Source organism: Pseudomonas coleopterorum (genome assembly GCF_900105555.1).
Lineage (GTDB): Bacteria > Pseudomonadota > Gammaproteobacteria > Pseudomonadales > Pseudomonadaceae > Aquipseudomonas > Aquipseudomonas coleopterorum.
In genome coordinates, this window is sequence record NZ_FNTZ01000001.1 from 3,366,792 (window position 1) to 3,390,646 (window position 23,855).

Below are 23,855 nucleotides of genomic sequence, written 5' to 3' on the forward strand. Positions count from 1 at the left end.
GTCGCGGCTTCACCGTCATGAAGAAACCAGCCCATGTTGCGTATTCAGGGTTTGCACAAGACCTACTCCACACCGCAAGGCCCGCTGCCCGTGCTGCAAGGTATCGACCTGCACCTGGAGCGTGGCGCCAGCCTGGCCCTGATGGGTGAATCGGGCAGCGGCAAAAGTACCCTGCTGCATCTGGTGGCCGGTCTGGATGTCGCCGACAGCGGACGAATCGAAGCCGCCGGGCAGGTGCTTACCCAGATGAGCGAGCGGGAACTGGCACGCTGGCGGCGCTGCGACATCGGTCTGATCTTCCAGCAATTCAACCTGATCGGCAGCCTCAGCGTGGCCGATAACCTGGCCTTCCAGGCCCGTCTGGCCGGACGCCTGGACCCCGCCTGGCAGCGTGAGCTGGCCGAACGGCTGGGCCTGTCGGCCCTGTTGCAGCGCTACCCCGAGCAACTGTCCGGCGGGCAGCAGCAGCGCGTGGCCCTGGGCCGCGCCCTGGCCTCGCGCCCGCCGCTGTTGCTGGCCGACGAGCCCACCGGCAATCTGGACGAGGCCACCAGCGAACAGGCGCTGGACCTGATGCTGGAGCTGCTGCAAGCCACGGGCAGCACGCTTTTGATGGTGACTCACAGCCCGCTGGTGGCCGCGCGCCTTGAACATCGCGTGGTGCTCAAGGCCTGCCGCATCGTCGCCGGGTCGGATCGCTGACGTGGCGGTGCTGTACTGGACCATGAGCAGCCTGCTCAGCCATTGGCGCCGGCATCCGGTCCAGGGCGTGGCACTGATCACCGGCCTGTGGTTGGCCACTGCGTTGTTCACCGGTGTACTCGCGCTGAACAGCCAGGCGCGGCAGAGCTATGCACTGGCCAGTCAGATGATCGGCGGGCAGGCCCAGGCGAGCATCGTGGCACGCGACGGCGCAGAGCTGGCGCAATCGACCTTCGTTGACCTGCGCCTGCAGGGTTGGCCGGTCTCGCCCGTGCTCGAAGGTCGAATCACCCTGCCCTCCCGCCCGCAACTGCGCCTGCAGGTGGTAGGGATCGAACCCCTGACGCTACCGATGGGCAGTCCCGTGGCGGGCGCGGTGCCCAATGTGGATGAGCTGAGCGTGTTCATCGGCGCACCTGGCCGAACCTGGGTGGCACCACAGACCCTGCGCGAACTGGGCGCCGAGGAAGGCGCGCGCCTGCAGACCAGCAACGGCAGCACGCTGCCCCCCTTGCAGACACGCGCCCAGGCAGCACCCGGGGTGTTGCTGATGGACATCGGTGCGGCCCAGACGGTCCTGCAGATGCCCGACCAGTTGAGCCGACTGCTGCTGCCCAGGACGTTCCAGCAAGCCCTTCCCGAGGCTTATACCGATCGCCTGCAGATCAACCGCAGCGACGCCGATGGCGACCTTGCCCGCCTGACCGACAGTTTCCACCTGAACCTGACCGCCCTCGGCCTGCTGGCCTTCGTGGTCGGTCTGTTCATCGTCCACGCCGCAATCGGCCTGGCGCTGGAGCAGCGCCGCGCCCTGCTGCGCACCCTGCGCGCCTGTGGCGTGAGCGCCGCCTTGCTGGTGCTGGCCCTGGTGCTGGAGCTGGGCCTGCTGGCGCTGCTCGGTGGTCTGGCCGGCATTGCCAGTGGCTACGGACTGGCCAGCCTGCTGCTGCCGGACGTCGCCGCCAGCCTGCGCGGTCTGTATGGCGCGGAAGTCGCCGGGCAATTGAACCTGAGTCCGTCGTGGTGGCTGGCAGGCCTTGCGCTGAGCCTGGGCGGCGTACTGCTGGCCGGTGCCGACAGCCTGTGGCGCGCCGCACGCCTGCCGCTGCTGTCTTTGTCTGGCGGCGAAGCCTGGCATCAGGCCCATCGCCAATGGCTGCGGCGTCAGGCCGTGGTGGCTGCGGGGGCAGCCGTATTGGCGCTGGCGTGTGCCGTGTTCGGCAACGGTCTGGCCAGTGGCTTCGTGCTGATGGGCAGCCTCTTGCTGGCGGCGGCACTGGCCCTGCCGGTCCTGCTCAGCACTGTCCTCGCCCTGCTTGCCCGGCGTCGTTGGGGCGTACTGGGACAATGGTTTCTTGCCGACTGTCGCCAGCAGTTGCCTGGCCTGAGCCTGGCGCTCATGGCGCTGCTGTTGGCCTTGGCCGCCAACATTGGCGCCGCGAGCATGACCGAGGGTTTCCGCCAGACCTTCAGCGGCTGGCTGGAACAGCGCCTGAGCGCCGAGCTGTACCTGCGCCCGCAACACCCCGAGCAGGCTCAGGCGTTGCAGCAATGGTTGCAGCAACAGAATGAAGTGCAGCAGGTCCTGCCCGGCTGGGAAATGCAGATCCGTCAGCAAGGCTGGCCAACCGAATTGGCGGCGGTGATCGATGCTCCTCTCTATCGCCAGCACTGGCCGCTGCTCGAACAGGCCGCCGGCAACCCGTGGGATCAATTGTTTTCCGGCGACAACCTGATGCTCAGCGAGCAACTGGCCCGCCGCCTGAATGTGGGCATCGGCGCGCGGCTCACACTGCCCGCCGCCCAGGGACAATGGAACCCGACGGTGGTAGGTATCTACGCCGACTACGGCAACCCCAAGGGGCATATCCTGGTCAGTGCCGAGCAGTTCCAGCGTCACTGGCCGGGTACTCCCCCCGCGCGTTTCGCGTTGCGTATGGCCGAGGCTGATACTGCCTCGCTGAAAAACAAAGTGCAGCAAGCGTTCGGCCTGGACGACAGCCATGTGGTGGAGCAGCAACAACTCAAGCGCTGGGCCTCGCAGGTTTTCGAACGCACCTTCAGCGCCACCGCCGCGCTGAATGCGCTGACGCTGGGGGTGGCCGGGGTCGCCCTGTTCATTGGCTTGCTGACCCAGAGTCAGAGTCGCCTGGGCCAGCTTGCACCGCTGTGGGCCATGGGTGTCGGCCGTCGCCAGCTGATTCTGTTGAGTGTGGCGCAGACCTTGATCCTGGCCCTCTTGACCTTGCTGCTCGCCGTGCCGCTGGGCATTCTGCTCGCCTGGTGTCTGGTCGCGGTGATCAATGTGCAGGCCTTCGGCTGGCGCCTGCCGTTGCAAGTGTTTCCCCTGCAGATTCTGCAACTGTGCGGCCTGGCACTGATCGCCGCGATGCTGGCTTCGGCCTGGCCCATGCGGCGTCTGCAACGCAGCCAACCCACCGACCTGCTGCGAGTGATGGCCAGTGAACGCTAAGCTGATCCAAACCCTGTTGCTGGCTGTATCGTTCGCAGTGAGCGGGTGCGAACCGACGCCGCCGCCGGCCGGTTTCGCCGGACTGGGCGGACAGGCTGGCGACTTCGCCCAGGTCAAGCCGGGGAAGGTCTTCAGCTTTCCAGCCGATCATGGCGCCCACCCGGACTTCCGCATCGAATGGTGGTACCTGACCGCCAACCTCGAAGACGACCAGGGCCAGCGCTTCGGTGTGCAGTGGACACTGTTCCGCAGCGCCCTGGCGCCGGGCAGCACGGCGTCCGGCTGGAACAACCGCAATCTGTGGATCGGTCATGCCGGACTCACTTCGGCGACTGGTCATTACAGCGCGCAGACCTTGGCCCGAGGTGGTATCGGCCAGGCGGGTGTAGAGGTCAAACCGTTCAACGCCTGGATCGACGATTGGCACCTGCGCAGCCAGCCGGGCGCTGCGGACAGCCTGGCGGCCATGGACGTGCAGGCCCAAGGCCAGGGCTTCGCCTACCAATTGGCACTGACCAGCGAGCGTGCGCTGGTACTTCAGGGCGAGCAGGGCTACAGCCGCAAGTCCGATGCCGGGCAGGCTTCGTATTACTACAGCCAGCCATTTTTCAGCGCAGCCGGGCAGGTGCAGATCGAAGGCAAGCGCTATCAGGTCAAGGGCCGTGCCTGGCTCGACCGGGAATGGAGCAGCCAACCATTGGCCGCCGATCAGTCCGGCTGGGACTGGTTTTCCCTGCACCTGGACGACGGCCAGCAGTTGATGGTGTTTCGTCTGCGTGGCGCCGGCGAACAACATTTTCTCAGCGGCAACTGGATAGACGCGCAGGGCCATAGCACGCCGTTGGCACCGGGCAGCATCAGCCTGCGCCCACTGCAGGACACCCGTGTGGCCGGCAGGCAGGTGCCCACGCGCTGGGCCATCGACATCCCCAGCCATGCCTTGCATGTGGAAACCACGGCATTGAACCCCAAGGCCTGGATGGCGGTAGGCACGCCCTACTGGGAAGGCCCGGTGACCCTGACCGGGAGCCACGGCGGCGAAGGCTATCTGGAAATGACCGGATACTGATACACGCACGGCTTTTTGTACAAATATCAAACCAACCGGCGTCGCAGCGGTCCTTGTACAAATACCTCAGGACGCTCCGTCAAGGCATGCCGACCCCCAGCGCTTTTGCCAAACACTGGTTCGCCAGCCGTCAATGGAAGCCGTTTCCTTTCCAGAAGGACGTCTGGGCCGCCGTCAAACGCGGCGAGTCGGGCATGCTTCACGCCAGCACCGGTGCCGGCAAGACCTACGCGGTCTGGTTCGCCGCCCTGCAACGTTTCGCCAAGGCCGGTCCCGTCATACCCAAAGGCAAACGCAAGCCCGTCATGGCACCCTTGACGGTGTTGTGGATCACTCCCATGCGCGCCCTGGCCGCCGACACCTTGCGCGCCCTGCAGGTACCGGTAGACGAATTGCAGATCGGCTGGAGCCTGGGCCTGCGCACCGGCGACACCAGCAGCAGCGACCGTGCCAAGCAAACCCGTCGGCTGCCGTCGGCGCTGGTGACCACACCGGAAAGCCTGACGCTGTTGCTGGCCCGCGACAAGGCCTGCGAAGAATTGAGCAGCGTCGCGATGGTTGTCGTCGATGAATGGCACGAACTGATCGGCAACAAGCGCGGGGTGCAGCTGCAACTGGCACTGGCGCGGCTGCGGCAGTGGAATCCGCAACTCATCGTCTGGGGTATTTCAGCCACCTTGGGCAACCAGGCTCATGCGCAGGAAGTTCTGCTACCCGGCCAACCCAGCGTCAGCGTACAGGGAGCCCAGGCCAAGACCATCGAGGTCGACACCCTCTTGCCTGCGGCCATCGAGCGGTTTCCCTGGGGCGGTCACATGGGCCTGCGCATGCTCGATCAGGTGGTGGCCGAAATCGATCGCAGCAGCAGCTGCCTGGTGTTCACCAACACCCGCGCGCAGTCCGAAATCTGGTTCCAGGCGATCCTCGACGCCCGTCCGGATTGGGCGGGCATCATCGCCCTGCACCACAGTTCGTTGTCGCGTGAGGTGCGCGAGTGGGTCGAGCGCGCGCTCAAGGATGGCCAGCTCAAGGCGGTGGTGTGCACCTCGAGCCTGGACCTGGGGGTCGACTTCCTGCCGGTGGAACGGGTGCTGCAAATCGGGTCGGCCAAGGGCATTGCGCGCTTGATGCAACGAGCCGGCCGCTCCGGACATGCCCCGGGCCGTGCTTCGCGGGTCACCCTGGTACCGACCCACAGCATGGAACTGGTGGAAGCGGCAGCGGCCCACGATGCGGTCGCACAGCGGCGCATCGAGCCGCGGGAATCGCCGGAGAAACCATTGGATGTGCTGGTCCAGCACCTGGTCAGCATGGCCCTGGGTGGCGGCTTCCTGCCCGAACGACTGCTGGCCGAGGTGCGCACGACCTGGGCCTACCGCAACCTCAGCGACGATGAATGGCAATGGGCCCTGGCGTTCGTTCGCTACGGCGGCCACTCGTTGACGGCCTATCCGGACTACCGCCGAGTCGAGCCGGACGAGCACGGCCTGTGGCGCGTGCCCGATGCGCGCCTGGCCCGCCGTCATCGCATGGGCATCGGCACCATCGTCAGCGATGCCAGCCTGCAACTCAAATACTGGAGCAAGGGCGGCGGCGGGCGCTCTCTGGGCAGTGTCGAGGAAGGCTTCATCGCCCGTCTCAAGCCGGGCGATGGGTTCCTCTTCGCAGGGCGCCAGTTGGAGCTGGTACGGGTCGAGGACATGACCGCCTACGTCAAGCGCAGCACCGCCAAGAAGGCTGCCGTGCCGCGCTGGAATGGCGGCCGCATGCCGCTGTCCGGCGAACTGGCTGACGCCCTCGTGGCAAAACTGGGCGCCGCCGCCCGCGGCGAGTACGACAGCCCAGAGATGCGCGCCGTACGCCCGCTGCTCGACGTACAGCAGCAATGGTCGGCGTTGCCCAGCGAAACCACGCTGCTGGCGGAAACCCTCAAGTCGCGTGAGGGCTGGCACCTGTTCCTCTACCCCTTCGGCGGTCGCCAGGTGCACCTGGGGCTAGGCAGTCTGCTGGCCTGGCGCCTGGCCCAACGCCAACCCCTGACCTTCTCCATTGCCGTGAACGACTACGGCCTGGAGCTGCTCAGCGCTACCGAAGTGGACTGGGCCACTCAACTGGACCCGGCGCTGCTCAGCGCCCAGGATCTGTTGAGCGACGTGCTCGCCAGCCTCAACGCCGGCGAACTGGCCCTGCGACGCTTTCGCGAGATTGCGCGTATCTCCGGGCTGGTCTTCGGCGGCTATCCCGGATCGCAAAAAAGTACCCGACAGGTGCAGGCCTCCAGCGGTCTGTTCTTCCAGGTATTCAAGCAATACGACGCCGGCAACCTGCTGCTGACCCAGGCCCAGGAAGAGGTCCTGAAACAGGAGCTCGAAGTCGAGCGACTGGAACACGTGCTGGAACAGATCGCCAGCCGTCGACTGGATCTGCACGCCGTCAAGCGCCCCACACCGCTGGGCTTTCCGCTGCTGGTGGAACGCTTCCGCGAAAGCCTGAGCTCGGAGAAGCTGGCCGATCGTATCCGCCGCATGGTCGGCGACCTGGAGAAAGCCGCAGGATGAGTGAGTATTGCAGCGTACAACTGGCGGGTGCCGAACTCTGGTTGCTGGCCAAAAAGGCCATCTACTGGCCTGAACGTGAAGTCCTGCTGATCGCCGACGCGCACTTTGGCAAGGCGGCCGCCTACCGCAAGTTGGGGCAACCCGTGCCCCATGGCACCACCGCCAGCAACCTGCAGGTGATCGATCGGATCATGGGAAGATACCCGACCCGGCACCTGATCTTCCTGGGCGATTTTCTTCACGCACCGGGGTCGCACTCGGCAGGAACGCTGGGCGCGCTGGCCGCCTGGCGTGCGGAAGTCGCAGATCTGCGCATCACGCTGATTCGAGGCAACCACGACAAACGCGCAGGCGACCCGCCGCCCGAGCTGCGTTTCGACGTGGTGACAGAACCTCTGGAAATGGGGCCGTTCGCACTGCAACACGAGCCGGACGCGCATCCGGCACTGCACGTACTGGCCGGACACATACACCCTGTGTACCGGCTGCATGGGCGGGGCCGACAGAGCTTGCGGCTGCCGTGTTACCTGCTGGGCGCAAAGGTCAGCTTGCTACCGGCCTTCGGCGCGTTCACCGGCGGATTCAACATGAACAACGACGCCGACCAGCGCGTGTACGTGGTCGGCGACGGTGGCGTCTGGCAGGTCGCCTGAGCGATCAGGCCACAGGCGCGGGCGGAGGCTCGTCGGGTATGGTCGGGCTGCCGGGTTCGGTCGGCTGCGGGGTATCAGGATCGGGTTGGCCGGGTACTCCACCGGCCATGTGGCCGTAAGAGTCGGCCAGAAGCGACCAGGCAAGTATGCCAATCTGGTTGGGTTGCAGCTGAGCCAGTTGAGCACTGATAGTCGGGTCGATTTTCATAGACACTCCTGAGCGATGGCCCGGCCTACGGTAAGCAAGCCGGGGAGTTCACTCATATGGAGTGGGAAATGGGCAACTAGTTCGCCCATCGCCGGTTTCAGGTACGCGGCAGGGTGACGCCGCGCTGACCTTGATACTTGCCACCGCGGTCCTTGTAGGAGACTTCGCACTCCTCGTCGGACTCCAGGAACAGCATTTGCGCCACCCCTTCATTCGCATAGATCTTGGCCGGCAGCGTCGTGGTGTTGGAGAACTCCAGGGTCACGTGCCCTTCCCATTCAGGCTCCAGCGGCGTGACGTTGACGATGATGCCGCAACGCGCGTAGGTGCTCTTGCCCAGGCAGATGGTCAGCACGTTGCGCGGAATGCGGAAGTACTCGACGGTGCGCGCCAGGGCGAAGGAGTTCGGCGGAATGATGCAGACGTCGCTCTTGATGTCGACGAAGCTCTTCTCGTCGAAATTCTTGGGGTCGACGGTGGCCGAATTGATGTTGGTGAACACCTTGAATTCGTCGGCGCAGCGCACGTCGTAGCCGTAGCTGGACACCCCGAAGGAAATCACGCGATCGGCGCCCTCGCCGCGCACCTGGCGTTCGACGTAGGGTTCGATCATGCCGTGTTCTTGCGCCATGCGGCGAATCCACTTGTCCGATTTGATGCTCATGGCGGGTGTCCTGAATAGCGAGGTGAATAGAATCCGAGCGGCATCTTACCGGGCCTCGCGCCAGGGTTCAAAGACTGCCTCGCCCAATGCCCGTCCAACCTGCCACAGGTCGACGCGAGGCCGCCGATCAACATTTGCAAGAAACCCTCAAAAGACCATTGGCACGTTCCCGAAAAAGGGTTAAGGTGGCGTCACTGTGTTGCTTGTGTCACTGAGAATCTCTACCCGATGTCCAACATCTTCATGAATTTTCCTGCTCTTTGCACTCAGTCTCGGCCAGGGCTCTTCCCGAACCGCAGTTAACTTTGTCCAAGGAGATACACCATGTCCAATCGCCAAACCGGTACCGTCAAGTGGTTCAACGATGAAAAAGGCTTCGGCTTCATCACTCCACAATCCGGTGACGACCTGTTCGTACACTTCAAAGCCATCCAGGCTGACGGCTTCAAGAGCCTGAAAGAAGGCCAGCAGGTCTCTTTCATCGCTACCCGCGGTCAGAAAGGCATGCAAGCTGAAGAAGTTCAAGTTGTCTAACTTGAGCTGAACAGCTTCTAAAAGACCCCGCCCTCACCGGCGGGGTTTTTTTATGCCCGTGATTCGTCGGCTTTCCGCGAAAGCGGCGAGCGCAACCCAGTGCACCCGCCGCCCACTCAACGGCAATCAGTCGTCAGTCATGGTAATGCTGGGCATCGCCGGTGCATCGGCTTCCTGCAGGACGATCCGCGCGCCGACATGCCGGGCCAGTTCCTGATAGACCATGGCAATCTGGCTTTCCGGCTCGGCCGCTGCGGTCGGTTTGCCGCCGTCGGCCTGCTCGCGAATCAGCATCGACAGTGGCAACGACGCCAGCAGCTCGACCCCGTATTGCGACGCCAGCTTCTCGCCCCCGCCTTCGCCGAACAGGTGCTCGGCATGGCCGCAGTTGGAGCAGATGTGCACGGCCATGTTCTCGACCACGCCGAGCACCGGGATGTGCACCTTGCGGAACATCTCAACGCCTTTGCGCGCATCCAGCAAGGCCAGGTCCTGGGGCGTAGTGACAATCACTGCACCCGCCACCGGCACCTTCTGCGCCAGGGTCAGCTGGATGTCGCCGGTGCCGGGCGGCATGTCGATGACCAGGTAGTCGAGGTCGTCCCAGGCGGTCTGGGTGACCAGTTGCAAAAGCGCCCCGGAGACCATCGGGCCACGCCAGACCATGGGCGTGTTGTCATCGGTGAGGAAGGCCATCGACATCACTTCCACGCCATGGGCCTGGATGGGCACGAACCATTTCTGATCCTTGACCCTGGGCCGTGTGCCCTCGGCGATGCCGAACATCACGCCCTGGCTGGGGCCATAGATGTCGGCGTCGAGAATCCCCACCCGGGCGCCTTCGCGGGCCAGGGCCAGGGCCAGGTTGGCCGCGGTGGTCGACTTGCCAACCCCGCCCTTGCCCGACGCCACGGCCACCACGTTCTTGACGTTGGCCAGGCCGGGAATCTGCGCCTGCGCCTTGTGCGCCTGGACCACGCAATCGATCTGCACGCGGGCACGGTCGACGCCGGCGATGTTTTCGACGGCGGTCTGCAACACCTGGGCCCAGCCGTTCTTGAACAGGCCGGCGGCGTACCCCAGTTGCAGGCGGACCTGCACCTGCCCGCCGTCGATATCGATGGCCTGCACACAGCCGGCGCTGACCGGGTCCTGATTCAGATAAGGGTCGGTGTACTGGCGAAGGACGGCTTCCACCGCTGCGCGATTCACGGTGCTCATGGCTACTCCCGATCAAAGACTGAGCAAAACAGGCGGCTATCCTAACGCGTCTGCCCAGGCACCGGCAGATTGGATTTGCGCGCGCGCCGGCAGGCCGTCCACGGCATCGGTGCGCGGCGCCCAGATTATTCAGCATACCTTTGGCCCTGCGCCCCCCAATCCGTTAGAATCAGCGCCTTTTCAAAAGCGGGAGACAGGCAGCATGGCGCAGCAGTATCAACCGGGGCAACGCTGGATCAGCGACAGCGAAGCGGAACTCGGCCTGGGCACCGTCCTGGCCCAGGACGGTCGCTTGCTCACCGTGCTCTACCCGGCCACCGGCGAAACCCGCCAGTATGCATTGCGCAATGCCCCATTGACGCGCGTGCGTTTTTCCCCGGGCGACGTGATCACCCACTTCGAAGGTTGGAAACTGACCGTACGCGAAGTCGACGACGCCGACGGCCTGCTGGTCTACCACGGCCTGAATGCGCAGAACGAGCAATGCACGCTGCCTGAAACCCAGCTGTCCAACTTCATCCAGTTCCGCCTGGCCAGCGACCGCCTGTTCGCCGGGCAGATCGATCCGCTGCCGTGGTTCTCGCTGCGCTACAACACGCTGGAACACACCAGCAAGCAGTTGCAGTCCTCGCTCTGGGGCCTGGGCGGCGTGCGTGCGCAACCCATCGCGCACCAGTTGCACATCGCTCGCGAGGTGGCCGATCGGATCGCCCCGCGTGTACTGCTGGCCGACGAAGTGGGTCTGGGCAAAACCATCGAAGCCGGCCTGGTGATTCACCGCCAGCTGCTGTCTGGCCGCGCCAGCCGCGTGCTGATCCTGGTGCCGGAAAACCTCCAGCATCAATGGCTGGTGGAAATGCGTCGACGCTTCAATCTGCAGGTGGCGCTGTTCGATGCCGAGCGCTTCATCGAAAGCGATGCCAGCAACCCGTTCGAAGATGCGCAACTGGCGCTGGTCTCGCTGGAATGGCTGACCGAAGACGAGAAGGCCCAGGATGCGCTGTTCGCCGCTGGCTGGGACCTGCTGGTGGTCGACGAGGCGCACCACCTGGTGTGGCACGAGGAAAAGGCCAGCCCGCAGTATTCGCTGGTCGAGCAACTGGCCGAGGTCATTCCCGGGGTGCTGCTGCTCACCGCTACCCCCGAGCAATTGGGCCAGGACAGCCATTTCGCCCGCCTGCGCCTGCTCGATCCGAACCGCTTCCACGACCTGGCCGCCTTCCGCGCCGAAAGCGAGAACTACCGCCCGGTCGCCGAGGCCGTGCAGGAGCTGCTGGACAAGGGTCGGCTATCGACCACCGCGCAACAGACCATCCACGGCCTGCTTGGCGCCGATGGCGACACCCTGGTCGCGGCGGTCAATGCCGGCGACGAGGAAGCCGGCCCGCGCCTGATCCGTGAGCTGCTCGACCGCCACGGCACCGGGCGCGTGCTGTTCCGCAACACCCGTGCTGCGGTGCAGGGCTTTCCCGAGCGCAAGCTGCACCCCTACCCGCTGCCGAGCCCGGACCAATACCTGGAACTGCCTCTGGGCGAACACGCCGACCTGTACCCGGAAGTCAGCTTCCAGGCCCAGGCCGAGGACGCTGAAGCCGAGCGCTGGTGGCGTTTCGACCCTCGGGTTGAATGGCTGATCGACACCCTCAAGATGCTCAAGCGCACCAAGGTGCTGGTCATCTGCGCCCACGCCGAAACCGCGATGGACCTGGAAGACGCCCTGCGCGTGCGCTCCGGTACCCTGGCCACGGTCTTCCACGAAGGCATGAGCATCCTGGAACGTGACCGTGCGGCGGCCTACTTCGCCGACGAGGAATTCGGCGCACAGGTCCTGATCTGCTCGGAAATCGGCAGCGAGGGGCGCAACTTCCAGTTCGCCCACCACCTGGTGCTGTTCGACCTGCCTGCGCACCCCGACCTGCTGGAGCAGCGCATCGGTCGTCTCGACCGGATCGGCCAGAAGCACGTCATCGAGCTGCACGTGCCGTACCTGGAAAACAGCCCGCAAGAACGTCTGTTCCAGTGGTACCACGGCGCGCTCAACGCCTTCCTCAACACCTGCCCGACCGGCAACGCGTTGCAGCATCAATTCGGTCCGCGTTTGCTGCCGATGCTGGAAAACGCCGACGACGGTGAATGGCAAGCGTTGATCGACGAAGCCCGTGGCTGTCGCGAAGCGCTGGAAAGCGAGCTGCACACCGGGCGTGACCGGCTGCTGGAGCTCAACTCCGGCGGCGACGGTGAAGGTCAGGCACTGGTGGCGGCGATCGAGGAGCAGGACGACCAATTCGCCCTGCCGATCTACATGGAAACCCTCTTCGACGCCTTCGGCATCGACAGCGAGGACCATTCGGACAACGCGCTCATCCTGCGCCCCAGCGAAAAGATGCTCGATGCCAGCTTCCCGCTGGGCGACGACGAAGGCGTGACCATCACCTACGACCGCGAGCAGGCGCTGTCGCGTGAAGACATGCAGTTCATCACCTGGGAACACCCCATGGTACAGGGCGGCATGGACCTGGTGCTGGCGGGTTCCATGGGCAACACCGCGGTGGCGCTGATCAAGAACAAGGCGCTCAAGCCTGGCACCGTGCTCCTGGAGCTGCTCTACGTGAGCGAAGTGGTAGCACCGCGCTCGTTGCAGTTGGGCCGTTACCTGCCCCCAGCCGCCCTGCGTTGCCTGCTCGACACCAATGGCAACGACCTGGCGTCGCGCGTGTCGTTCGAAACCCTCAACGACCAGCTCGAAAGCGTGCCCAAGGCCAGCGCCAACAAGTTCATCCAGGCTCAGCGCGATGTGTTGGCTCCGCGCATCACTGCCGGTGAAAGCAAGATTGCGCCCCGTCATGCCGAACGCGTGGCCCAGGCACAACATCGCCTGGCCGCCGAGACGGATGAAGAACTGGCCCGCCTGACCGCTCTGCAGGCAGTCAATCCAACCGTGCGTGACAGTGAGCTGGTCGCTCTGCGTAAACAGCGCGAGGAAGGCCTGGCCATGCTGGAGAAGGCTGCTCTGCGCCTGGAAGCGATCCGGGTTCTGGTCGCAGGCTGATCCATCACTTGCCTCGCAGGCTTGGGCCTGCGGGGCATGGCGTTACGGTTTCACCCCACCTGTTACTGAGCGTGTCGCTCGCTCACTCCCACGCCTTGCGCTTGTCTCGCCATCGGATGCAGCGCTGAACAGCCCCCGCCAATAATGACTCAGCGCCGCACCAGTGCGGTGCAGCTTTTACTGCGACGCCCTTTCCTGGATCACTACCCAGGGTGAAACCACCACCGCCCATAGCGTCGGATCGCGCTCGCAGAAATCCAGAGCCCGCGGCGCAGACAGCTTCTCGACCTGCCCATCGGCCAGCCATCGAGCTACCAACGCGTGTGCGTCTTCAGCCAACGCTTGCGCCACCGTGATCAAATCCAGCGCAGGATCGACCCACAACAGGGCACCCTTGGCGAAAAAGGGCTGCAGCGCCTGCCATTCAATAATTGCAGTCTCGCCCAGCAGCTTGGCATAGAGGGTGCTAGCGTTTTCAGTCATGGGTTTTACCGTCAGGAAAAAAATCGGCGCCATGATAGCCGTCCGAATCACCTGGAAAAACCCGGTTGCAATATACAGCTTCGAGTTTTGCCCTTGTATTCGGGGCTTTATGGCGCTGTCACCCGCCGAAATGTACTCGAATCTGTAACTTTATGTCGATTTAGCGACAACCGATCGATTTCGCTGCAAACGCCAGCTTTCCAACGGATAAAGCGGCGCTCTACACTGTACCGGTACAGTTGTCGGGTGCAGATTCGGATGTCGTGTGTCATGTCTCGCCGACGGGGTAAAGCGGTGGGGATGGCCAAGATTCGGTCCGTCGCCTGTTCGGCCAGGACTATAAAAAATACAACGCAAAAAGGGAGCACTAATGAATAAGCAGATTTCCAAACTGTTTGCCGCTCTGGTTCTGGCCGGCGTCGCCAGCCACTCGATGGCGGCCGACACCATCAAGATCGGTATCGCCGGTCCCAAGACCGGTCCGGTCGCCGAATACGGCGTGATGCAATTCAACGGCGCGAAGATGGCCATCGAGCAGATCAACGCCAAGGGCGGCGTCGACGGCAAGCAGCTCGAAGCGGTCGAATACGACGATGCCTGCGATCCGAAGCAAGCCGTTGCGGTCGCCAACAAAGTGGTCAACGACGGCGTCAAGTTCGTCGTCGGCCACCTGTGCTCCAGCTCCGCCCAGCCTGCCTCCGACGTCTACGAAGACGAAGGCATCATCATGGTCACCCCGGCGGCCACCAGTCCCGAGCTCACCGCACGTGGCTACAAGCTGGTCTTCCGTACCATCGGCCTGGACAGCGCCCAGGGCCCTGCCGCCGGCAACTACATCGCCGACGTGGTCAAGCCCAAGACCGTGGCCGTGATCCACGACAAGCAGCAGTACGGCGAAGGCATTGCCAGCGCGGTCAAGACCACCCTGGAAGGCAAAGGCGTCAAGGTCGCCGTGTTCGAAGGCATCAATGCCGGCGACAAGGACTTCTCCTCGCTGATCGCCAAGCTCAAGCAGGCCAATGTCGACTTCGTCTACTACGGCGGCTACCACCCGGAACTGGGCCAGATCCTGCGCCAGTCCAAGGAAAAAGGCCTGAACGCCAAGTTCATGGGCCCTGAAGGTGTGGGTAACGACTCGATTTCGCAGATCGCCGGCGAAGCCTCCGAAGGTTTGTTGGTCACCCTGCCCAAGTCGTTCGACAAGGACCCGACCAACGTCGCTCTGACCAAGGCCTTCCAGGACAAGAAACAGGATCCTAGCGGTCCGTTCGTCTACCCGTCCTACTCGGCTGTGCAAGTGATTGCCGACGGCATCACCGCTGCCAAGAGCGAAGACACCGACAAGGTGGCTGCGGCCATTCACGCCGGTACCTTCAAGACGCCAATGGGTGAGCTGAGCTACGACACCAAGGGCGACCTGAAGAACTTCCAGTTCGTGGTCTACGAGTGGCACTTCGGCAAGCCGAAGACCGAAGCCGCCCAGTAAGCCTGGCAACACCCCCACAAAGCCCACTGCACCGCAGTGGGCTTTGTTTTACGAGTGACGGGTACAGCCGGTGCAATCCACCAACTGGCCCCCTGAAAATCTTGAAACCGTGACCAGCGGTTCACCTGCCCTGCCCGGCAACACTGCGCCAAGGAGAGCGCTCGGACATGGCCGGAGAAATGCGAACAGGTTTTTAGGAGCGCGGTAAATGCCTGAACTATTCCACTACATGCAGCAGTTGGTGAATGGCCTGACCATCGGCAGCACCTATGCATTGATCGCCATCGGCTACACGATGGTGTACGGCATCATCGGCATGATCAACTTCGCCCATGGCGAGGTGTACATGATCGGTTCGTATGTCACCTTCATTGTCCTGGCGGGCCTGGCCATGCTGGGCATCCACAGTCTTCCGATCCTGATGATCGCCGGCTTCGCCGCCGCCATCCTGGTCACCAGCGCCTATGGCTACAGCATCGAACGAGTCGCCTATCGGCCGCTGCGCAACAGCAACCGGTTGATCCCGCTGATCTCGGCGATCGGCATGTCGATCTTCCTGCAGAACTCGGTGCAGCTGTCCCAGGGCTCGGGCAACTTCGCCATTCCCAACCTGCTTCCCGGCAGCCTGACCTTCGGCCCCGGTGGCGCCGAGGAAGTGCAGATTTCCTACATGCAGATCCTGGTGTTCATGGTGACGCTGGCCGCGATGTACGGCCTGACCCTGTTCATTTCCCGCTCGCGCATGGGCCGCGCCTGTCGCGCCTGCGCCGAGGACATGAAGATGGCCAACCTGCTGGGCATCAATACCAACGCGATCATCGCCCTGACCTTCGTCATCGGCGCGGCCCTGGCGGCCGTCGCAGCGGTGCTGCTGAGCATGCAGTACGGCGTGATCAACCCCAGCGCCGGCTTCCTGGTCGGGCTCAAGGCCTTCACCGCTGCTGTTCTGGGCGGCATCGGCAGCATTCCAGGTGCCATGCTCGGCGGCCTGGTTCTGGGCGTGGCCGAAGCCTTCGGCGCGGATATCTTCGGTGACCAGTACAAGGACGTCGTTTCGTTCGGCCTGCTGGTCCTGGTTCTATTGTTCCGGCCGACCGGCATCCTGGGCCGTCCGGAGGTTGAGAAAGTATGAGCAAGTCTCTTCGATCCGCGCTCTTCAGCGCGGCACTGGTGTGGGCCGTGGCCTACCCGGTACTGGGCCTGAAACTGGCCTTCTCCGGTGTCACCCTGGTTGTGCAGAACGCCAGCACCGGTACCCTGCTGACCATTGCCGGCTGCTCGGTGCTGATGTTCCTGCGGGTGCTGTTCGCCGAACGCATCGGCGGCCTGCGCCGCGATTCGAGCCGCCCGTTGATACCGGCCAAGGCCTCGAACTTCCTGACCCTGCCCAGCACCCAGCGCTGGGTCATCCTGGCCCTGGTGGTGCTGGCCTTCATCTGGCCGTTCTTCGGTTCACGCGGCGCGGTCGACATCGCGACCCTGATCCTGATCTACGTCATGCTCGGCCTGGGGCTGAACATCGTGGTCGGTCTGGCGGGCCTGCTCGACCTGGGCTACGTCGGCTTCTACGCGGTCGGCGCCTACGGCTATGCCCTGCTGTCGCACTATTTCGGCCTGAGCTTCTGGGAATGCCTGCCGCTGGCAGGCCTGCTGGCGGCCACCTTCGGCTTCCTGCTGGGCTTCCCGGTGCTGCGTCTGCGCGGTGACTACCTGGCTATCGTGACGCTGGGCTTCGGCGAAATCATCCGGATTTTCCTGCGCAACCTTACCGATATCACCGGTGGCCCGAACGGCATCAGCAACATCGAGAAACCGACGTTGTTCGGCCTGACGTTCGAACGCCGCGCCGCTGAAGGCAGCCAGACCTTCCACCAGTTCTTCGGTCTGGAATACAGCCCGATCAGCAAGGTCATCTTCCTCTACCTGATCGCCCTGCTGATGGCCCTGGCCGCGCTGTTCGTCATCAATCGCCTGCTGCGCATGCCCATTGGCCGTGCGTGGGAAGCCTTGCGCGAAGACGAGATCGCCTGCCGCGCGCTGGGCCTGAACCCGACCGTGATCAAGCTTTCCGCGTTCACCCTGGGCGCAGCCTTCGCAGGCTTTGCCGGCAGCTTCTTCGCCGCGCGCCAAGGCCTGGTTACCCCTGAGTCGTTCACCTTCATCGAGTCGGCGATCATTCTCGCCATCGTCGTGTTGGGTGGCATGGGTTCGCAGCTGGGGGTGATCCTCGCCGCCATCGTGATGATCCTGCTGCCCGAGTTGATGCGTGAGTTCAGCGACTACCGCATGTTGATGTTCGGCGCCCTGATGGTGCTGATGATGATCTGGCGTCCGCAAGGCTTGCTTCCGATGCAGCGTCCCCACCTGGAGCTGCGCAAATGAGCCAGAACATTCTGCAAGTCACTGACCTGAGCATGCGCTTCGGCGGCCTGCTGGCGGTCAACGGTGTGGCCCTGAGCGTGAAGGAAAAGCAGGTGGTGGCCCTGATCGGCCCCAACGGGGCTGGCAAGACCACGGTGTTCAACTGCCTGACCGGTTTCTACAAGCCCAGCGGCGGAACCATCTTGCTCGATGGCCAGCCGATCCAGGGTCTGCCAGGCCATCAGATCGCCCGCAAGGGCGTGGTGCGCACTTTCCAGAACGTACGCCTGTTCAAGGAAATGACCGCGCTGGAAAACCTGCTGATCGCCCAGCATCGGCACTTGAACACCAACTTCTTCGCCGGTCTGTTCAAGACGCCGAACTTTCGCAAGAGCGAAAGGGACGCCATGGAGTACGCCGAATACTGGCTGGAAAAGGTCAACCTCAAGGAGTTCGCCAACCGCACTGCGGGCACGCTCGCCTATGGCCAGCAACGCCGCCTGGAAATCGCCCGCTGCATGATGACGCGACCGCGCATGCTGATGCTCGACGAACCCGCTGCCGGCCTCAACCCGCGTGAAACCGATGACCTGAAGGCGCTGATCGGCGTTCTGCGTGAAGAACACAATGCCACCGTGCTGCTGATCGAGCATGACATGAAGCTGGTGATGAGCATTTCCGACCACATCGTCGTGATCAACCAGGGCACGCCCCTGGCCGATGGCACACCCGAACAGATCCGTGACAATCCTGACGTCATCAAAGCCTACCTGGGGGAAGCGTAAATGCTGCAGTTCGAAAACGTTTCCACCTTCTACGGCAAGATCCAGGCGCTGCACGGAGTCAACGTGGAGGTCCGCCAGGGCGAGATCGTCACGCTGATCGGTGCCAACGGCGCGGGCAAATCCACCCTACTGATGACCCTCTGCGGCGCGCCACGGGCGCACTCGGGGAGCATTCGCTACATGGGCGAAGAGCTGGTGGGCAAGGAATCGGCGGAAATCATGCGCAAGAGCATTGCCGTGGTGCCCGAGGGCCGTCGGGTGTTCGCGCGCCTGACCGTCGAGGAAAACCTGGCCATGGGCGGGTTCTTCACCGACAAGGGTGATTACCAGGAACAGATGGACAAGGTCCTGGCGTTGTTCCCGCGGCTCAAGGAACGCTTCAGCCAGCGCGGCGGCACGATGTCCGGCGGCGAACAGCAGATGCTGGCCATCGGTCGCGCGCTGATGAGCAAACCCAAGCTGCTGCTGCTCGACGAACCCTCGCTGGGCCTGGCTCCGATCATCATCCAGCAGATCTTCGACATCATCGAACAGTTGCGCCGCGACGGCGTGACCGTGTTTCTGGTGGAGCAGAACGCCAACCAGGCCCTGAAGATCGCCGACCGCGCCTATGTGCTGGAAAATGGTCGGGTGGTCATGCAGGGCACTGGCGAAGCCCTGCTGACCGACCCCAAGGTGCGCGAGGCCTATCTGGGCGGTTGAGTGGACCGCCAGGCGCACTGCAGCGCCCTTTCGCGGGCAGAGGGCTCAGCCCGCGAAGAGGCCGACACTGCCAACACAAAATCCCCATGAACACGCTTTTCACGCCCCCCGTGCTACCGTGCCCTTCATTGTTCAGGAGACCCACGATGCACCTCCCCCGCTCCCTTGCCATGCTTGCCCTGCTGCCGCTGCTCGCCAGTTGTCAATCCTTCTTCAACCGCGCACCTGACGCGCCCTCCACCGCCGGTCTAACGCGCATGCAAGGCGCGCTGCAAGGTGACAACGGCCGACTGTTCTTCCAGCCCTGCGGCGATCCGCGCCGCTACGCGGTCATCGACAGCAACGATACCGGCGTGCTGCAGGAAGCTTCGCAGCTGGCCGGCAATCGCCCTGTGGTCTACGCCGACCTGCGCGGGCGTTTCGATGCCAGCACCAACGGCGGCACCGATGGCCAGTTGCGCCTGCATCAACTGTATCGACTCGATCGCTCGCTGGCCGCGTGCAAGGACCCGGACTTCAAACTGTCCAGCCTGAGCGCCGGTGGCGAGTCCCCGCGCTGGCAGGTCAGGGTCACGGGCCAGGGCATGGTCGTGGACCGTGAAGGTCAGGCCCCCCTCGCGTTGCCCTACGTCGAAGAGCAGGTCGGCGGCGGTCGCTTCAACCTGTCCACAGAAGCCAACAACCAGCGCATCGAGCTGTGGGTGGCTCCCCAGCGCTGTGTGGATTCGCGCAACACCGGTGTGCAGTTCCTCTCCGCCGAACTGCGGGTGAACGGCGTGGTACAGCGTGGTTGCGCCACCTTCGGCGGAGCGCGCAACCAGTAACCCGCACCGTCCGGCGTTTTTTACCTGACGTCGGGCGGCGCATCGCGTTTATAATGCCGGGTTCTGTTATGCCCCCGGGGCGCGCCCGGATTTTTGGACCTGTCATGCTACGAATCACCGAACTCAAGTTGCCCCTGGACCACTCCGACGACGCCCTGCGCCCTGCCATCGTGCAGCGCCTGGGCATCGCCGACGCCGACCTGCTGGACTTCACCCTGTTCAAGCGCAGCTACGATGCGCGCAAGAAGAACAGCGAACTGCAGTTCATCTACACCATCGATCTGCAGGTGAATGGCGAAGCCGACGTGCTTGAGCGCTTCGTCGATGACCACAACGTCAACGTGGCTCCGGATGTCAGCTACAAGATCGTCGGGCATGCACCGCAGGACTATGCCCAGCGTCCCTTGGTGGTAGGTTTCGGACCTTGCGGGATCTTTGCCGCCCTGCTGCTCGCGCAGATGGGCTTCAAGCCCATCGTGCTCGAGCGTGGCAAGGAGGTGCGTCAGCGCACCAAGGACACCTGGGGCCTGTGGCGCAAGAACGTGCTGAACGCCGAATCCAACGTGCAGTTCGGCGAGGGTGGCGCCGGTACCTTCTCCGACGGCAAGCTCTACAGCCAGATCAAGGACCCGTACCACCACGGGCGCAAGGTCCTGCATGAATTCGTCAAGGCCGGCGCGCCCGAGGAAATCCTCTACGTCAGCAAGCCGCACATCGGGACGTTCCGCCTGACCGGCATGGTCGAGAACATGCGCCAGCAGATCATCGCTTTGGGCGGCGAGATCCGTTTCGAGCAAAAGGTCACCGATCTTTTGATCGATGGCGAGCGTCTGCAGGGTGTAGTCCTGGAAAGCGGCGAGCAGCTGCATTCCAATCACGTGATCATGGCCCTGGGGCACAGCGCCCGCGACACCTTCCGCATGCTGCACGCGCGCAACGTGTTCATGGAAGCCAAGCCTTTTTCCATCGGTTTCCGTATCGAGCATCCGCAAGGCATCATCGACCGGGCTCGACTGGGCAAATACGCCGGGCATCCGAAGCTGGGCGCGGCTGACTACAAGCTGGTGCACCACGCCAAGAATGGCCGGTCGGTCTATAGCTTCTGCATGTGCCCTGGCGGTACCGTGGTGGCGGCGACGTCCGAACCGGGTCGCGTGGTCACCAACGGCATGAGCCAGTACTCGCGCAACGAGCGTAATGCCAACTCCGGCATCGTCGTCGGCATCACACCCGAGCAGGATTATCCAGGCGGCCCGCTGGCCGGGATCGAGCTGCAGGAGCAGCTCGAATCCACTGCTTATCTGCTGGGCGGCAGCAACTACCAGGCGCCCGCACAGCTGCTGGGCGACTTCGTGGCCGGCAAGCCGTCCACCGCACTGGGCAGCGTCGAGCCTTCCTACAAGCCCGGCGTCACCTTGGGCGACCTGGCGCTGTCGTTGCCGGAATTCGCCATCGAAGCGATCCGCGAAGCGCTGCCGGCCTTCGAGCGCCAGATCAGAGGCTTCTCGATGCACGACGCCGTACTGACCGGTATCGAGACCCGTACGTCCTCGCCGCTGCGCATCACCCGCGGCGTCGACTACCAGAGCCTCAATCTCAAAGGCCTGTTCCCAGCCGGTGAAGGCGCAGGCTATGCCGGCGGGATTCTCTCCGCCGGTGTCGACGGTGTACGCATTGCCGAAGCCGTGGCCCGCGACATCCTTGGCCTGCAGCCGGCCTAGGTGGCCGATCCGCAAGCATGAAAAAACCGGCCGAGGCCGGTTTTTTCATGACAGGGTTCGCTTAGTGAGCGACGCGGCTGGTGCCGTCTACCGTCATGATGCGGACACGTTCGCCCACGCGGAAAATCTCGTTCTCCTGCACGGCCTGAACGTAGGCACGCATGCTGCCGTCATCCTCGCGCACGGTGATTTCCACGCCTTGGGTGCGGGTGAAACCTTCCTCGGTCGCCGAACCCAACAAGCCACCGGCCACGGCGCCGATCACGGCCGCGACGATGCTGCCACGGCCACCGCCTACCGCGCTGCCGGCAACACCACCGACCACCGCGCCAGCACCGCCACCGATTGGCGTCTTGGTGCCTTCGATCTTGACCGGACGCAGCGACTCGATGGTGCCCATGCGCACGGTTTGCACGCGGCGCGCTTCATCGCGCGAATAGGAGTCGCCCGACAGATTGGAGGCGCATCCGCCCAGCAACAGGGACATCGTGGTGAAGCAGGCAACTAACAGAACTGACTTGCGCATTTTGGCAGGACTCCATGGGACATGTGTTCATTAGACGCCGCAGGGCAACGGCTGTCACGACACGGTCTATAAAAATTTAAGTCATGTTGGCGTCAGACGGGGCTGATGCAGGCCAGGATGCTCGACCGGCCACTGACCGTCTGGACAACGTTCAGTGGCAAAAGGTCAGAGCAGGGTCAGGGCGCCAGGCGTTCGCGGATCCACGAACCGGCTTCGACGCGGTAGTTCAGGCGGTCGTGCAGGCGACTGGGTCGCCCCTGCCAGAACTCGATGCGATCAGGAACCAGGCGGTAGCCGCCCCAGTGCGCCGGGCACTGCGGTTCGGTACCGCTGAAACGCTGCTCTGTCGCTTCAAGCAACGCTTCCAGTTCGCCACGATCGGCAATGACTTGGCTCTGCGGCGACGCCCAGGCACCCAGGCGACTGCCCAGTGGGCGGACCTGGTAATAGGCGTCGGACTCGGCCGCACTCACCTTGCTCACCCGCCCCTCGATGCGGACCTGCCGCTCGAGGGTAGGCCAGAAGAAAGTCATGGCCGCGAACGGCCGTTGCGCCAGCTGCTGGCCCTTGGCGCTGTCGTAGTTGCTGAAGAAGGTAAAACCCTGTTCATCCAGGCCCTTGAGCAGCAACACGCGGCAGTGCGGACGACCGTCGGCATCGACCGTCGCCAGCGTCATCGCGTTGGCTTCCACCGGCGCCTGTTCGGTGTTGACCGCATCGCCAAACCACTGGCGAAACAGGCTGAACGGCTCGGACGGCGCCTGGGCCTCGTCCAGGCCATCACGGGTGTAGCTACGGCGCATATCGGCCAGGGCTTGCGTCATGGCATCGATCCTTGCATCAGTGCGCCTTGGCCTGGTCGTTGTTCACGGCTTTCTTGGCGACAGCTTTCTTGGCCTCGGTTTTCTTGGCAGCCGGTGCAGCTTTCTTGGCCACGGCGGGCTTGGCTGCGGTCTTCTTGGCGGTAGCAGCCTTGGCTGGCGCCTTGGCGGCTGGCTTGGCAGCCGGCGCTGGCACAGCCTTGACGTCCTGGGTCGCCAGCATTTCAGCGGCGGTGAAGGTCGGCTGGTTGTACTTGGCCAGCAGCGCCAGCATGGTGTTCTGCGGGGTCAGGAGAATTTCCACGCGGCGGTTCAGCGACCGGCCTTCGACGCTGTCGTTGGCGGCGCGCGGCATGACCGAGCCCATGCCACGCAACGTCAGGCGGTCACGCTGCAAGCCGCTGAGGCGGAAGATCGAGGCGATCGACTGCGCGCGTTCCTGACTCAGTTTCTGGTTCAACGGCGCCGCACCGCTGGTGTCGGCGTGGCCCAGAATCAGGACGGCGGTCTTGTGGTCGGCATCGATGGCCTTGGCCACACGGGTGATCGGGCCGAGGCTGATCGGCAGCAACATCGAAGGGCGGTCCGGGTTGAACGAAGAGTCGACCGGCGCGGTGATCACCAACAGGTCTTCGCGACGCTCGAGCTCGAACTTGCTGTCCTTGATGGCTTCGCGCAGCTTCGGCTCATAGGCGTCGAGCCAGGCCTGGGTGACCTTGGGATCAACCTTGGGCACTTCGGCGACCTTGGCCTGAGCAGGCGTGCTGCTGGCACCGAATGGCCACCACCAGCGGCTTTCGCTGTCGGACTTGGAGTCGGCCTTGGCCACCTTTTCGTTGATGGCCTGCTCGACGTCCTTGTCAGCCGTCTTGTTGGCGACTGCGTCACGGCCAAATGGCCACCAGCTATGCCCGCCCTGGGCCGAGGAATCCTGGGGAGTTTGAGCACAACCGGTAGCGGCCAGGCACAAGGCAAACGCGATGGATTTATTCGGTGACATGGTGGTTCCACAAGG

The 23,855-nt window shown here is 63.8% G+C and carries 21 protein-coding genes; 14 read left to right on the plus strand and 7 right to left on the minus strand.

Features of this window, described 5'->3' with window-relative positions:
* The first annotated feature begins 33 nt into the window (after positions 1 to 33).
* The 5 genes from BLV18_RS15005 to pdeM all read left to right on the plus strand — a co-directional run bounded on the left by BLV18_RS15005 (position 34) and on the right by pdeM (position 7,455).
* Entirely contained in the window at positions 34 to 702 is a 669-nt protein-coding gene (locus tag BLV18_RS15005) for an ABC transporter ATP-binding protein (RefSeq protein WP_090359621.1), read from the plus strand.
* Position 703: 1 nt separating this feature from the next.
* Complete coding sequence (locus tag BLV18_RS15010; protein ID WP_244156871.1) at positions 704 to 3,175, plus strand: ABC transporter permease; 2,472 nt, start codon at positions 704 to 706, stop codon at positions 3,173 to 3,175.
* Positions 3,165 to 4,244 (plus strand): lipocalin-like domain-containing protein, encoded by a 1,080-nt coding sequence (locus BLV18_RS15015; RefSeq protein WP_425272627.1) that lies wholly within the window; start codon positions 3,165 to 3,167, stop codon positions 4,242 to 4,244. The genes BLV18_RS15010 and BLV18_RS15015 overlap by 11 nt, the downstream gene beginning before the upstream one ends.
* A gap of 86 nt (positions 4,245 to 4,330) precedes the next feature.
* Positions 4,331 to 6,802 (plus strand): ligase-associated DNA damage response DEXH box helicase, encoded by a 2,472-nt coding sequence (locus BLV18_RS15020; protein ID WP_090359624.1) that lies wholly within the window; start codon positions 4,331 to 4,333, stop codon positions 6,800 to 6,802.
* A complete protein-coding gene (gene pdeM / locus BLV18_RS15025; protein ID WP_090359626.1) occupies positions 6,799 to 7,455 on the plus strand; it encodes a ligase-associated DNA damage response endonuclease PdeM in 657 nt (218 codons plus the stop codon). Before BLV18_RS15020 ends, pdeM begins: the two co-directional genes overlap by 4 nt.
* 4 nt (positions 7,456 to 7,459) lie before the next feature.
* On the opposite strand, the gene BLV18_RS15030 is transcribed toward pdeM, so the two are convergent.
* Together BLV18_RS15030 and dcd are read right to left on the minus strand one after the other, a co-directional pair.
* Positions 7,460 to 7,663, minus strand: coding sequence for a hypothetical protein (locus tag BLV18_RS15030; RefSeq protein WP_049862190.1), 204 nt, complete (start codon positions 7,661 to 7,663; stop codon positions 7,460 to 7,462).
* A gap of 97 nt (positions 7,664 to 7,760) precedes the next feature.
* Positions 7,761 to 8,327, minus strand: coding sequence for a dCTP deaminase (gene dcd / locus BLV18_RS15035; protein WP_043185284.1), 567 nt, complete (start codon positions 8,325 to 8,327; stop codon positions 7,761 to 7,763).
* Positions 8,328 to 8,651: 324 nt separating this feature from the next.
* Between dcd and BLV18_RS15040 the strand changes: the two genes are divergently transcribed.
* Positions 8,652 to 8,861, plus strand: coding sequence for a cold-shock protein (locus BLV18_RS15040; RefSeq protein WP_049862192.1), 210 nt, complete (start codon positions 8,652 to 8,654; stop codon positions 8,859 to 8,861).
* 126 nt (positions 8,862 to 8,987) lie between these two features.
* Here BLV18_RS15040 and apbC read toward each other — a convergent pair whose 3' ends face one another.
* Positions 8,988 to 10,082, minus strand: a complete 1,095-nt coding sequence (gene apbC, locus BLV18_RS15045) for an iron-sulfur cluster carrier protein ApbC (RefSeq protein ID WP_090359629.1) — start codon at positions 10,080 to 10,082, stop codon at positions 8,988 to 8,990.
* Positions 10,083 to 10,284: 202 nt separating this feature from the next.
* Between apbC and rapA the strand changes: the two genes are divergently transcribed.
* Complete coding sequence (gene rapA / locus BLV18_RS15050) at positions 10,285 to 13,131, plus strand: RNA polymerase-associated protein RapA (protein ID WP_090359631.1); 2,847 nt, start codon at positions 10,285 to 10,287, stop codon at positions 13,129 to 13,131.
* Between the two features lie 177 nt (positions 13,132 to 13,308).
* Here the strand turns inward: rapA and BLV18_RS15055 are convergent, their stop codons facing one another.
* Positions 13,309 to 13,614 (minus strand): DUF2288 domain-containing protein, encoded by a 306-nt coding sequence (locus tag BLV18_RS15055; protein WP_090362321.1) that lies wholly within the window; start codon positions 13,612 to 13,614, stop codon positions 13,309 to 13,311.
* Positions 13,615 to 13,984: 370 nt separating this feature from the next.
* On the opposite strand from BLV18_RS15055, the gene BLV18_RS15060 reads away from it, so the two are divergent.
* The 7 genes from BLV18_RS15060 to BLV18_RS15090 all read left to right on the plus strand — a co-directional run bounded on the left by BLV18_RS15060 (position 13,985) and on the right by BLV18_RS15090 (position 21,493).
* Positions 13,985 to 15,100, plus strand: coding sequence for a branched-chain amino acid ABC transporter substrate-binding protein (locus BLV18_RS15060; RefSeq protein WP_090359635.1), 1,116 nt, complete (start codon positions 13,985 to 13,987; stop codon positions 15,098 to 15,100).
* 208 nt (positions 15,101 to 15,308) lie between these two features.
* Positions 15,309 to 16,232 (plus strand): high-affinity branched-chain amino acid ABC transporter permease LivH, encoded by a 924-nt coding sequence (livH, locus tag BLV18_RS15065; RefSeq protein WP_049862196.1) that lies wholly within the window; start codon positions 15,309 to 15,311, stop codon positions 16,230 to 16,232.
* Entirely contained in the window at positions 16,229 to 17,482 is a 1,254-nt protein-coding gene (locus tag BLV18_RS15070; protein WP_090359637.1) for a high-affinity branched-chain amino acid ABC transporter permease LivM, read from the plus strand. Before livH ends, BLV18_RS15070 begins: the two co-directional genes overlap by 4 nt.
* Entirely contained in the window at positions 17,479 to 18,246 is a 768-nt protein-coding gene (gene livG, locus BLV18_RS15075; RefSeq protein ID WP_049862198.1) for a high-affinity branched-chain amino acid ABC transporter ATP-binding protein LivG, read from the plus strand. Before BLV18_RS15070 ends, livG begins: the two co-directional genes overlap by 4 nt.
* Positions 18,247 to 18,948, plus strand: a complete 702-nt coding sequence (locus BLV18_RS15080; protein ID WP_090359639.1) for an ABC transporter ATP-binding protein — start codon at positions 18,247 to 18,249, stop codon at positions 18,946 to 18,948. It abuts the gene before it with no gap.
* A 146-nt stretch (positions 18,949 to 19,094) separates the two neighbouring features.
* A complete protein-coding gene (locus tag BLV18_RS15085; protein ID WP_090359641.1) occupies positions 19,095 to 19,772 on the plus strand; it encodes a hypothetical protein in 678 nt (225 codons plus the stop codon).
* A 104-nt stretch (positions 19,773 to 19,876) separates the two neighbouring features.
* Complete coding sequence (locus BLV18_RS15090; RefSeq protein WP_090359644.1) at positions 19,877 to 21,493, plus strand: NAD(P)/FAD-dependent oxidoreductase; 1,617 nt, start codon at positions 19,877 to 19,879, stop codon at positions 21,491 to 21,493.
* A gap of 61 nt (positions 21,494 to 21,554) precedes the next feature.
* Here the strand turns inward: BLV18_RS15090 and BLV18_RS15095 are convergent, their stop codons facing one another.
* The 3 genes from BLV18_RS15095 to BLV18_RS15105 all read right to left on the minus strand — a co-directional run bounded on the left by BLV18_RS15095 (position 21,555) and on the right by BLV18_RS15105 (position 23,840).
* Positions 21,555 to 22,019, minus strand: coding sequence for an outer membrane lipoprotein (locus BLV18_RS15095; protein WP_049862202.1), 465 nt, complete (start codon positions 22,017 to 22,019; stop codon positions 21,555 to 21,557).
* Between the two features lie 176 nt (positions 22,020 to 22,195).
* Positions 22,196 to 22,843: a pyridoxamine 5'-phosphate oxidase gene (pdxH, locus tag BLV18_RS15100; protein WP_090359646.1), complete on the minus strand. Its 648-nt coding sequence runs from the start codon at positions 22,841 to 22,843 to the stop codon at positions 22,196 to 22,198.
* Between the two features lie 16 nt (positions 22,844 to 22,859).
* Positions 22,860 to 23,840 carry an OmpA family protein gene (locus BLV18_RS15105; protein ID WP_090359648.1) on the minus strand — a complete coding sequence of 327 codons (981 nt, stop codon included), beginning with the start codon at positions 23,838 to 23,840 and terminating at the stop codon, positions 22,860 to 22,862.
* Positions 23,841 to 23,855: the final 15 nt, after the last annotated feature.